The following is a 14,092-nucleotide window of genomic DNA, read 5'->3' as shown; positions in this document are numbered from 1 at the left end:
CGGCGACAAATCCAACCGCACCCGATCCGCAGACAACACCTCCTGGAACCCGACACCGTCGACCTCCGGATACACCGTCCGCAAAATCTCATGCCGCACAACAACATCCGACACCGCAGCGTCCAACGCCGCCACATCCAACAACCCCGACAACCGAATCGCCACCGGAATATTGTTCGCCGACGACAACGTATCGAAACGGTTCAAGAACCACATCCGCTGCTGCGCCAACGACAACGGCACCCGCTCCGGACGCACCCGAGCCGTCAACGCCGCCCGCGCACCCGAACCAATCTCCGACTCCATCCGCGCAGCCAACAACTCCACCGACGACGCCTCGAACAACACCCGCACCGGAACCTGTGCATCGAGCGCCTGCCCCAACCGAGCGGCCATTCGAGTAGCAATCAAAGAGTTTCCGCCGAGTGCGAAGAAGTCGTCATCCAGACCCACTCGCTCGACCCCGAGTACCGCCGAGAAAACAGAAGCGACAATTTGTTCTACCGGCGTGACCGGGGCCCGGAACACCGCAACCTCGAACACCGGCTCCGGCAACAACTTCCGATCCAACTTCCCAGACGAGTTCAGAGGCAACTCGTCCAAGACCATGATCGCGTTCGGAATCATGTAGACAGGTAGCGATTCAGGAAGCGCATTCCTCAAGACTTCTACGTCGATCACAGAATCCGGGACCGCGATCACATATGCGACCAGCTGATCGCCCGTATCGGTGGATGCCACAGTGACCACACACTGAGCTACCGTCGAATGCGCCAGCAGAGCTGACTCGATCTCACCCAGTTCGATCCTCTGACCACGGAATTTGACCTGAAAATCGGTACGCCCGACATACTCGAGTTCGCCTGCGGTGTTCCACCACACCAGGTCCCCGGTGCGATACATCCGACTGCCACCGGGATTGATTTCACCGTTCGTGTCGCTCGCCTCCACAAATGGGTTCGCGACAAAACGATCACTGGTGAGATCGGGTCGCGCGACGTAACCGCGCGCCAGTTGATCACCGGCCAGATACAGCTCACCCGCAACGCCTACCGGCACCGGCTGCAACCGACTGTCCAACACGTAGACCTGCGAGTTCCACTCGGGCACCCCGATCGGAATCCCTGTTGATTCCGATCCATCGACCTCGTAGTAGGTGATCGAGACCGCAGCCTCGGTTGGGCCGTACACATTGTGCAGGCCTGCAGACGACACCTGAGCGAATGCACGCACCGTCTCGACCGGCAATGCCTCACCGATCACGAATACGTCCCTCAGTGACACCAATGCGTGTTCCGGAACCGAAGTCGCGAAGACGGTCAACATCGATGGAACGAAGTCCGTCAGCGTCACCCGATGATCTTCGATCAGACGAGCCAGATACGCGGGATCTCGATGGCCGTCGTGAGATGCCAGCACCACTCTCGTACCGGACAAAAGCGCAGTGAAGTATCCCCACAACGAGACGTCGAATGTCGTAGCAGTCTTCTGCAAATAGACGTCTTCTGGGCCGATGGCGTACTGATCCTGCATCCACAGGACCTGGTTCACGATGGCGTGATGCGACACCGCAACGCCTTTGGGCTTGCCCGTGGAACCCGAGGTGAAGATCACGTAGGCGGCATTCACATCATGCAGACGACCGCGACGATCAGCATCGGAAATGACTGAAGCCGAGTAGCTCGAAAGATCGACATTGTCGATCAACAGCACGTCGGCGCCGTTCGGCGCTACGAAAGCGTCCCTCGTCGTCGACAGCACACAGACTGGATCGGCCGTCGTGAGGATGTGCCCGATTCGCTCGGCGGGGTGATCGGGATCCAAGGGCACGTAGGCTCCGCCCGCGGCGATCACCGCGTACATACCTACTACCAGATCGAGCGATCGACGCATCGCCAAGGCCACCAACGATTCGGGCCCGACACCATCTTCGATCAGCTTGCGTGCCAATTTGTTCACACGTTCCGACAACTCGCCATAGGTCAGCGACTGGCCGTCGAACACCACGGCAACAGCATCGGGTGCCAACGCAACGCGAGTGTCGAACAGCGAAGCCAATGTCTCACTGTTCCCGACGTCATGTGCGGTGGAGTTGCGCGCAGTCAACAGCGACTCGCGCTCGGCCTCGTCCAACAGCTCGATGTCACCCACGGTGATCGACGGATCCACGACCACCTGTTCGAGGATCCTGGTGAACCGATCGGCGAATCCACGAATCGTCGACTCGTCGAACAGATCTGTGGCGTATGCGAACTCGGCGAACATGCCGTCTTCGAGCGCATCTTCGACGCGGGGAGCGAGAGTAAGTTGAAGATCGAATTTCGCGATACCGGCATCGAACTCGACGCCTGAGACTTCCAATCCCGAAAGCTCCAAAGCATCCTGCGACATGTTCTGGAAGAACAACGCGACCTGGAACAGCGGGTGATGTGCCTGCGATCGGGTGGGATCGAGCACCTCGACCAGCCGCTCGAACGGAACATCGCCATTGCCGAGCGCCTGAAGGTCTGTCCTCCGCGTTGCCGAGACGAGCGCACTGAACGAACTGGCGAGGTCAACAGGAGTCCGCAGGACCAGTGTATTCACGAACATACCGATCACATCGTCGAGCGCCTTTTCGCCTCGCCCTGCAACCGGAGTACCGATCACGATGTCACTGGTACCGGACAACCTTGCGAGAAGCACGGCGAGGGCCGAATGCACCACCATGAACAGCGATGCGTTCCGCTCGCGTGCGAGTGAGTCCAAGCTCGACCGAATCTCTTCGCTGACGGAGAAGCGATACGTAGCGCCACGATTCGAGGCGACGACCGGGCGGGATCGGTCAGCCGGTAACGCAAGCACTTCCGGAGAATCACGGAGGACGGAGCGCCAGTGGTCCAGCTGAGCCGAGATCAACGAATCCGGGTCGTCCTCGTCGCCGAGGACCTCCCGCTGCCAGAGTGCATAATCGGCGTACTGCACCTCGAGCGGAGTCCAATTCGGAACGCCGTTCGAAACCCGAGCGGTGTAGGCAACCATGACATCCCGAGTCAACGGGCGCATCGAGAAGCCGTCCGCTGCGATGTGGTGCACAACGAAGGCCAGAACGTACGAATCCTCTGCAAGTTCGAACAACCCGACTCGAACCGGAACGGTTGACGTCACGTCGAAACCCTGGAGCGCGAAACTCAGAAGTTCGTTGTGAATATGCGAGGCGTCGATGACCTTCGGTGTCAGTTCAACCGGCACCTCGGACGACGGGAGGACTACCTGGTGTCCTTGTCCACCTTGCTCCGGATAGACGGTCCGGAGCGACTCGTGGCGTTCGATTACATCAGAAATCGCATGCCTCAGCGCCGAAACATTCAGGACGCCTTTGATATTCAATGCGATTGGAATGTTGTTGACGGCAGAATCAGGATCGAAGCGGCTGAGGAACCACATTCGCTGCTGAGCTAGTGAGAGTGGGATCAACGCCGGCCGTGGGCGGGCCACGAGCGCGGTCCTCCCTCCTGCCCCTGCGATCAACTCAACCTGCGCTGCCAAACCTTCGACAGTCGAAGCATCGAACAACACCCTCACCGGAACCTGAGTGTCGAGCGCTTGACCTACGCGAGCCACCAACTGCGTTGCGACCAAAGAGTTTCCGCCGAGCTCGAAGAAGTCGTCATCCAGACCGACCTGTTCCAACCGGAGAACATCTCCGAAGACGCCGGCCACAGCGATTTCGGCGACACTCGACGGTGCCCGAAACTCGCGCGCCACGAACACCGGATCCGGAAGAAGCTTCCGATCCAACTTCCCCGACACACCCAACGGCAACTCTTCCAGCACCATCACCACCGCCGGCACCATGTAACCCGGCAGACGACCCGCAACAACTCTCTTCAACTCGTCAACGTCCACCACACCACCAGCGGCCGTAACGTACGCAACCAACACATCCTCACGCACAACCACAACTACCGACGACACCGACTCGTGCTCACGAATCACCGACTCGATCTCACCGAGCTCGATCCGCAAACCGTGCAACTTCACCTGAAAGTCACTACGCCCGATGTACTCCAACTCGCCCGACGCAGTCCACCGCACCACATCACCGGAGCGATACATCCGCCCACCATCACCCGAGAACGGATTCGCCACAAATCGATCCGACGACAAATCCGGCCGACCCACATACCCACGAGCCAGCTGAACACCCGCCAGATACAGCTCACCCGCAACACCTACCGGCACCGGACTCAATCGAGAGTCCAGAACAAACACCTGCGTATTCCATACCGGAGCACCGATCGGCACCCCCAGAACATCCGCCGGCACCACCTCGTGGAACGTCACATCCACCGCCGCCTCGGTCGGACCATACAAATTGTGCACCCCGACACCCGGCAACACAGCCCACACATCGGCAACAACACTCGCCGGCAACGCCTCACCTGACGCGAACACCCGAGTCAGCGAAACACACGCAGCCACAGACGAATCCGTCACGAAAACCTCGAGCATCGACGGCACGAAATGCACCGTCGTCACACCCTCCCCCACAATGACCGACGTCAAATACCGCGGGTCACGATGCCCATCCGGCACAGCCACCACCAACCGAGCACCAACCTGCAACGGCCAGAAAAGCTCCCACACCGACACATCGAACGTGAACGGCGTCTTCTGCAACACCACATCCGACGAATCCAACCCGTACTCGTCCTGCATCCACGCCAACCGATTCACAATCGCCGCATGCGAAACCGACACACCCTTCGGACGCCCCGTCGACCCCGACGTGAAAATCACATACGCCGCATTGCCCGACCGCAAAGGCGAGACCCGATCGATATCCGAAACAGAGGTATCCGAAAAACCAGACACATCAACAACATCAACCTCGACCACCGGTACCACACCGGCATCGAATCCAACGTCAGAGGTACTGATCACGCATACCGGCGACGCCGACTCCAACACGTACGCATTGCGCTCCGCAGGCTGATCCGGATCCACCGGAACATACCCACCGCCAGCCTTGAGCACGCCGTAAACCGCAACCAACAAATCAACCGACCGACGTACCGCCACACCCACCAACGACTCCGGTCCCACACCCACCGAAACCAGGTACCGGGCAAGACGATTCACCCGCGAATCGAACTCCGCATATGACAGCGAAACACCCTCGAACGACACAGCTACCGAATCCGGCGACGCCGCAACCTGAGCATCGAACACGTCCACCAACGACACATCCGCAACCTCATGCGCAGTGCCATTCCACGACTCGAGCACCAAAGATCGCTCACCCGAATCGAACATATCCACATCACCAACCCGAACCGAGGGATCGGCAACCACTGCTTCGAGAACTGAAATCAACCGCTTTCCGATTGATTTGGCAGACGACTCGTCGAACAGGTCGGTCGCATAGACCAGTGCGACGGTCAAACCACCGACCTTGTCCGCGGTATCAGATTCCCACACAGTGAATTGGAGGTCGAACTTCGCGGCCGACGACTCTACGTCCAGACCGGAAATGCGCAGTCCCGGAACCTCCAGACTTTGCTGCATGCTCTGTCCCAAGTTCTGCAGCGAGAGCATCACCTGGAACAACGGGTTCCGTGCCTGAGACCGGGCGGGGTTGAGTACCTCCACCAGTCGTTCGAATGGCACATCGGCGTGCCCGAAGCCGCTGAGGTCGGATTCGCGCGCCCGCGAAATCATGTCCCGTGCCGAAGCTTCGAGATCAACCTCCGTGCGGAGGACGAGTGTGTTGACGAACATTCCGATCAGGTCGTCGAGAGCTTGATCGCCTCGACCGGCGACCGGAGTGCCGATCACGATGTCCGAAGTCCCCGACAACCGCGCCAGCAGAATCGCCACGGCACTGTGCAACACCATGAACAGAGATGCGTTGTTGTCGAGCGCAATTCGATTGAGAGCCTGGTGGAGATCCGGCTCGATCGTGAATGTGTGCCCGGCTCCCCGGTTCGACGCGACGCGCGGGCGCGGGCGGTCCGACGGAAGATCGAGCTGATCGGGGATACCGGCCAACGCGTGGCGCCAGTAGTCGACCTGGCGAGTGATCAGAGAATCCGGGTCGTCTTCACTGCCGAGAACCTCGCGCTGCCACAGTGCAAAGTCGGCGAACTGTACGGGCAGCGGAGCAAGATCGTGCGAAATTCCCTGTGTCCGAGACACATAAGACGAAACGATGTCCTTGGTCAACGGTCCCATGGAGAACCCGTCACCGCTGATGTGATGGACGACGAACACGAGGACGAATTCGTCGGCGGCGAATTGGAAGAGTGCCGCCCGAATCGGAACCTCGGTGGTCACGTCGAATCCCGGAGTCACGAAGTCGGTCACGCGCTCGACGATCGCCGACTCGTCCACCCGTATGGGAGTCAGGTTCGGTACCACGGCTGCAATGTCGACCAGGCGCTGATATCCGACGCCGTCGACCTCCGGGTACACAGTCCGAAGGATCTCGTGCCGCTCGATCAAATCCTCGAGTGCGCCTTGCAACGCATCGACATCGAGCGCTCCGCTGAGCCGCAGCGCGACCGGAATATGGTCGACTGCCGATTCTGGTTCGAATCGATTGAGGAACCACATGCGCTGCTGTGCCAAAGACAGCGGAACCAACTCGGGGCGCTCGCGAGGGATCAGGGGAACGTGAGCCTTGCGGTCTTCTGAGATTTTCGCTTCGTCGATGAAGACGGCAAGTTCTGCGGCGGTGGGTGCGTCGAAGAAGTTGCGCATGTCGATGGCGATGCCGTGTTCGGCATTGATCCGCGCAACCACGCGAGTGGCGAGCAATGAGTTGCCGCCAAGTTCGAAGAAGCCGTCATCTGCCCCTACCCGATCCTGCCCGAGTAGATCGGCAAAGATCGCGACCACACCGGCTTCGGTGGGTGTCGCGGGCTCGCGATACTCAACCGTCTTCGACGCGAATTCGGGTGTGGGCAAAGCCTTTCGATCCAGTTTGCCGCTGGCGTTGAGCGGAAACTCGTCCAGTTCGACGAACATGGCAGGGATCATGTAGTCGGGTAGCCGTTCGCCAAGCGACGACGTCAGATTCTCAGAATCGATACCCTCGGCGACGATGTAGGCCACCAAGTTGTCACCGATCGTTTCGTCCGAATGGACGATCACCACGGCTTGGGAAACACCTTCGCAATCGAGCAGTGCCGCCTCGATCTCACCGAGCTCGATGCGCAGACCGCGGAGCTTGACCTGAAAGTCGGTGCGACCGATGTATTCGAGCTGACGGTTCGCTCCGGCACCGCGCCAGCGCACCAGGTCTCCGGTTCGGTACATCCGGGATCCGTCAGTAGCGCCGGGCCGCGCCACGAAGCGGTCTGCCGTGAGATCGGGACGCGACACGTATCCCCTGGCCAGCTGAATCCCGGCAAGATAGAGCTCTCCTGCTACACCCGACGGCGAGGGCCGCAGCGCATCGTCGAGCACCAGGAGCTCGGTGTCCGCAACTGCTGCACCGATCGGCACCGACACCTGATCCTGCTCGCCGGTTTCGTAATAAGTCACGTCGACGGCGGCTTCGGTCGGGCCGTACAGGTTGTGGAGTCCAGCGCTGCTGACCTCGCGCAGACGTGCCGCCGTTCGAGCCGGCAACGCCTCACCGGAAGCGAACACGTAGCGAAGGGTTTTGACCTGCGCAACAAGGGGTTCGGCGACGAACACGGCGAGCATCGACGGCACGAAGTGCACCGCCGTCACTCCGCGCTCGATCATCGTGCGAGCCACGTACACCGGATCACGATGTCCGTCGGGTTCCGCGATCACCAGCGATGCACCGACCTGCAGCGGCCAGAAGAACTCCCACACGGACACATCGAAAGTGAAGGGTGTCTTCTGCAAGATCACGTCGTCGGCAGTGAATCCGTACTCGGTCTGACGCCATTGCAGGTTCGCGACGATGGCACGGTGAGAGACTGCAACGCCTTTGGGGCGTCCGGTCGATCCGGACGTGAAGATGACATACGCAGTGTTGTCCGCGCGCAGCGGCGCCAACCGGTCGGCGTCGGTGACAGTTGTCTCGGCACGACCCGACAAGTCGAGGGTGTCGACGTCGAGCGTGGGCGTACCGTGCGGCAGCACCACGGCATCGGACGTACGTGTGAGCACAGCCGTGGGCTTCGCGATCTCGAGTACGTAAGCGAGACGGTCGGCAGGATGATCCGGGTCGAGTGGAACGTACGCGCCGCCGGCCTTGACGATCGCGTACATCGAGACGAGGAGATCGATCGATCGACGCATCGCGAGACCGACGAGGCTGTCCGGTCCGACACCTGCCGCGACGAGTTCACGGGCCAGGCGGTTCGCCCGCGCGTCGAACTGCGCGTAAGTGAGCTGCGTTCCGGCGTAATCCAGCGCGAGCGCATCCGGCGTCCGCTCGACCTGCTCGTCGAAGAGTCCTGCGAGGGTCACGTGTGCATCGGACTCCGACGCGACCTCCACGATCGAAGTGCCGTCGGTGATGAGACGGTCGACCACCGCGCCGAGACCGTCGGCCTCGCTGCCGATCAGCTCTGGCAGCACCGTGGAAACGACAACAGGAACCAGGGCATCCGCCCCCAATGCCCCACCCATCGCGGTGTCGAGAGTGACCAACTCGTCATTGAGTCGTCCGTAGCTGATTTCGGTTCCACCGTGGCTCAGAGCCACACGATCAGGATCTACCGCCGCAACTGCAGCCACCAACTTCGGCAGATCTTCGATCGTCAGCGACTGCGGTCCCGGAATACCGACGGACATCTACACTTCCTCCAACTGACTTTCGTGAAGTGCGCCCCGGTCGAGCACAGCGTTCTGCTCGGCCGGAGGCGTTCACTGGGCAAATACTGAATGTTACCCGGCCGTACCCCCACGGCCCGCTGACACCGACTGTGCGTCAGCTATCACCGAGCTCACAAGTGTGGCGAGACCGTCGACGCCAAGTGCCGGCAGGATGCCCGGAACAAGTCCGGCGAGCGACACAGAAACCAGAGCATCGGGGGCGAGAGCAGCCCCCATGGCGGTACGCATGGCAACGAGCTTGGTCGACAACTCACCGAAGGTGACAGCCTGATCACCGTGGGTGAACGCAATTGCCTCAGGATCGGCGGCCGCCGCTGCGGCTGCCAGTTCGGGTAGGTCCGCCGCGGACTTCGGCTCGGCAGCGCTCGCTTCCTCACGTTCCTGCTCGGTCACGATGTCGATCGTGCGAATCACGACCCCGGGATCGGTCACCAGTTCTTCGAGCACCCGCCCGAATCGCGCCGCAAAAAGCGCGATGGTCGATTCGTCGAACAGGTCGGTCGCATAGGTGAAACGCATCCTCAGCCCGGACAGCACCCCGGCATCGTCGAATTGCTCGATACCGGTGAGCTGCAGATCGAACATCGCCTGGTCGAAACCGTTGTCGACCGCAGAGAGCTCGAGGCCCGGGAGCTGGAACGTACCGAGAGCCATGTTCTGGAAGGTGAGCATGACCTGGAAGAGCGGCGAGTATGCGTGAGAGCGCTCTCGCCCCAGTTCGTCGACCAACCGCTCGAACGGTACGTCGGCATTGGCGAATGCCGACAAGTCCTTGTCCTTCACGTGTGCCAGAACGTCGACGAACGTCGAAGCAGGCGCGATCTCCGTTCGCAAGACCAACGTGTTGACGAACATCCCGACAAGATCGTCGAGCGCCCGCTCACCTCGACCCGCGATCGGCGTACCGATTGCGATGTCGTTCGATCCACTCATCTTCGCCAACAGCACGGCCAGGGCAGTGTGAACCACCATGAAGACTGTCGAGTTCTGCTCCCGTGCGATCGTCGCGAGCCGGTCCGTGGTCTCGGAATCGACGGCAAACTCGAATTCCGCACCGCGCATGCTGGCCCGCGCCGGCCGCGGCCGGTCGGTCGGCAGTTCCAGAAGCTCCGGAGTGCCCTTGAGCTCGTTCACCCAGTACGCGAGTTGACGGCCCAGCTGACTGTCCGCGTCCTCCGGCGATCCGAGGACATCACGCTGCCACAGCGTGTAGTCGGCGTACTGCACCTCGAGCGGAGCCCACTCCGGGGTCTCCCCGCCGATACGTGCGGTGTACGCAACCATGGTGTCTCTGATCAACGGAGCCATCGAGAAGCCGTCACCGCTGATGTGGTGAATGACAACGACGAGGACCCGCTCGGATTCGTCGACCTCGAAGAGACGGATTCGCAACGGAACGGCTGTCGTGACATCGAAGCCCTCGCGAACTGTGTCAGCCACCTGCTCGGCGACCGACGCTTCGTCGGTTGCGATCACTTCCAGTCCCACCGCCGCTGCGGAGCGAGGCAGGATCATCTGAACCGGTCCGTTGCCCCGGTCCGGGTATACCGTCCGGAGCACTTCGTGACGCTCGATCAGATCCGACACCGCTGAGTGAAGTGCGTCGACATCGAGTGCGCCGGACAGCCGGATCGCGACGGGGATGTTGTACGCACCCGAGGTCTTGTCGAACTGATTGAGCACCCACATACGTTGCTGCGCCAACGACAGCGGAATCTCGTGCGGACGCACCTGAGCCACCAACGGTGGGCGGCCACCAGATCCCGCGTGTTCGAGAACCCTCGACGCCAATGCCCCGACAGTCGACGCCTCGAAGATCACGCGGACCGGAATCTGCGCGTCCAACGCCTCACCCAGCCTCGACACGACCTGCGTCGCGACGAGAGAGTTTCCGCCGAGCTCGAAGAAGTCGTCGTCGAGTCCGACCCTCGCCACACCGAGTACGTCAGCGAACACACCCGCCACGATCTCTTCGACGGGGTTGGTCGGCGCACGGAATTCGGTCGCCTCGAATTCGGGGTCGGGCAGGGCTTTGCGATCGACCTTGCCGTTGATGTTGAGCGGTAGTTCGTCCAAGACCATCAATGCCGCCGGCACCATGTAACTCGGCAACTCAGCCACAAGAGTCCGCTTCAAGGTTTCGACATCGATGCTTTCCCCGCTTTGAGGAACGACGTAGCCGACAAGTCGATCACCGGTACGCGCATCCGACTTGGCCACCACCACCGCGGAGTCCACGCTGGCCTGCTTGCGAAGAAGCGCTTCGATCTCACCGAGTTCGATGCGGTAGCCACGGATCTTGACCTGGAAGTCGGCGCGCTCCACGTAGTCGAGTTCGCCGTTCTCCGTCCACCGGACGAGGTCGCCCGTGCGGTACAACCGCGAACCCGCGTCACCGAAGACGTTGGCCACAAATCGTTCCGACGTCAGATCCGCGCGCCCGTGATAGCCGCGAGCAAGCTGGGCACCGGCGAGGTAAAGCTCCCCGGTGACTCCGACGGGGACCGGATGCAAACGTGTGTCGAGCACGAACACCTGCGTGTTCCATTCGGGGGCACCGATCGGCACCGAGGTCGTATCGTCCGAGCCGACGACGTGCGCTGTCACCGAGACTGCGGCCTCGGTCGGACCGTACAGATTCACCAACTGGGCGTCGCTGAGTTCTGCGAACTCGGTCGCGGTCGCGGCCGGCAACGCTTCACCGATCGCAAGCACCTGACGAAGTGATTCCGGAAGGCCATTTTCCGATGCCGACTGCAACATCGCGAGCATCGACGGCACCACGTGGAGCGTCGTGATCTTCTCCCGGGTCATCAGGTCGAGCAGGTAGCTCGGGTCCTTGTGACCTTCGGGTTCGGCAATCACCAGTCGTGCACCGGAAGTCAGTGCCGACCAGAACTCCCAGACCGAGAGGTCGAACGTTGCCGCGGTCTTGAGCACCATCGCATCGGATCGGTCCAGGCTGTACTGATCGCGCTTCCAGAGAATCTGGTTGACCACCGCCTGATGCGAGATCGCGACGCCCTTCGGTCGCCCCGTCGATCCCGACGTGAAGATCACGTAGGCGGTGTTGCCCACTCGCAGTGGAGCAATCCGATCCGCATCGGTAACCGTCGCTTCCGCGTAGGACGCGAGATCGATCGTGTCCACCTCGATCACGGAATCACCGAACGCCGGATTCTTCGCAGTGGTCGAGGCAGTGAGGACGCAGACCGGATCTGCCATGGTCAACACGTACTCGATGCGGTCCGCCGGGTGGTTCGGATCGATCGGTACGTATCCACCACCTGCCTTCACCACCGCGTACATGGCGACCAGCAGTTCGACCGATCGCTCGATTGCCAACGCGACCAACGACTCCGGACCGACACCGGTTGCAATCAGATGGCGTGCGAGACGGTTCACACGTGCATCGAACTCGGCGTAGGTCAGCGACGTGTTCCCGGCGATCACTGCCACCGCACCCGGGTTCGAACCGACCTGCTCGTCGAACAGTTCGACCAGAGTGACTCCCGGGACGGAGTGATCGGTCTCGTTCCAGCGGTTCAGGATCCGGTCGCTCTCGGACGAATCCAGCAGCGCGAAGTCGCCGACGGTCAACGACGGATCGGACGCGATCTCCGCGAGCAATCGCACGAATCGATCGGCGAAGTCCTGCACGGTCGACTCGTCGAACAGATCATGCGCGTAGCTGAACATCGACGTGATGCCGGCTGCAGATCCGTTCGCGTCGTACCGATCACTGACGATCAACTGAAGATCGAACTGCGCGACCCCGTTGTCGATATCGACGCCCTTGACGGTGAGCCCCGGAAGCTCGAGCCCTCCGGTTTCCATGTTCTGGAAGAGGAAGCCGACCTGATAGAGCGGATGACGAGCGGTCGAACGTGGTGGGTTGAGCACGTCCACGAGTCGCTCGAAAGGAACGTCCGAATGTGCAAATGCTTGAAGGTCGGTCTGCCTGACACGTCCGAGCAGGTCGAGGAACGGCGCGCCGCTGTCGATCTGCGTACGGAACACCAAGGTGTTCACGAACATGCCGATGAGATCGTCGAGTGCCCGCTCACCACGTCCTGCAATGGGTGTACCCACCGCGATGTCCTCGGTTCCGGACAGTCGAGCCAACAACATCGCGAACGCAGTGTGCGTGAGCATGAACAGCGTCGAATTGTTTGCCCTGGCAAGACCGCTCAACCGAGCATGCAACTCTGCATCGATATCGAAGTCCAGGTAACCACCGCGGAATGACTGCGTCGCGGGGCGCGGCCGGTCGGCGGGAAGTGCAAGCTGATCAGGCAGCCCGGCAAGAGCATTGCTCCAATACGCAATCTGCTGCGAAGCAATAGATCCCGCGTCTTCCTCACTGCCCAGCACCTCTCGCTGCCACAGGCTGTAGTCGGCGTACTGAACGTCGAGAGGAGCCCAGGACGGTGTGTACCCGGCAACCCGCGAGGCGTATGCGGTCACGACATCCCGAGCGAACGGTGCCATCGAGGAACCGTCGGCGGAAATATGATGAATCGCGACACCGAGTACGTATTCGTCGGAAGCCAACTGGAACAACCGGATACGAATCGGAATCTCGCGTGTGACGTCGAAGCGCGTCGACGCCAGCGCGACCAACTCACCTTCGAGTTCGTCCACGCCAGTCGGTTCTGCGACGATTTCGTCCGACCAACTCGACACGGGCTTGACGACCTGCACCGGACCGTCTCCGATTTCCGGGTAGACGGTTCGAAGTGATTCGTGCCGCCCGATCACATCAGAAATCGCCGCGCTCAGCGCCGAGACGTCAAGATCGCCCTGAAGGCGCAGCGCCATCGGGATGTTGTATGCCGCTGCACTCCCGTCGAATCGGTTGAGGAACCACATACGCTGCTGCGCCAACGAAAGCGGAATCCGCTCTGGCCGCTCGACCGCGGTCAGCGCGACTCGCCCACCCGACCCGGTCCGGCTTTCGGCGTGCGCTGCGAGATCCTGCACCGTGGATGCTTCGAACAGAACTCGAACCGAAAGTTCGGTGTCGAGAGCATCGGCGATTCGTTTGATCGTGCGAGTGGCGTTGAGAGAGTTGCCGCCGAGCTCGAAGAAATCGTCATCGAGACCCACACGATCAACACCCAACACCTCGGCAAACACCGACGCAACGATCTCCTCCACGGCCGTCACCGGAGCCCGGAACACCGCAACCTCGAACACCGGCTCCGGCAACAACTTCCGATCCAACTTCCCCGAAGCATTGAGCGGCAACGCATCCAACACCACAAACTGCGACGGCACCATATACGAC

General features: G+C 61.1%; 2 protein-coding genes. Both read right to left on the bottom strand.

Going from position 1 to position 14,092, the window contains the following annotated elements; all coding sequences use genetic code 11:
* Positions 1-8,760 (bottom strand): non-ribosomal peptide synthetase (locus ASU23_RS11170; RefSeq protein ID WP_156423127.1); only part of this gene is annotated, 8,760 nt, incomplete at its 3' end.
* Positions 8,761-8,853: 93 nt separating this feature from the next.
* On the bottom strand, positions 8,854-14,082 hold the full coding sequence (locus ASU23_RS11165) for a non-ribosomal peptide synthetase (RefSeq protein WP_253741289.1): 5,229 nt from the start codon (positions 14,080-14,082) through the stop codon (positions 8,854-8,856).
* Between the last annotated feature and the right edge of the window lie 10 nt (positions 14,083-14,092).

Origin of the sequence: Rhodococcus sp. KB6, assembly GCF_001445685.1 — a bacterium.
Lineage (GTDB): Bacteria > Actinomycetota > Actinomycetes > Mycobacteriales > Mycobacteriaceae > Rhodococcus_F > Rhodococcus_F qingshengii.
The sequence above is the reverse complement of the archived record's forward strand: the minus strand, read 5'-3'. Positions and strand labels throughout refer to the sequence as shown.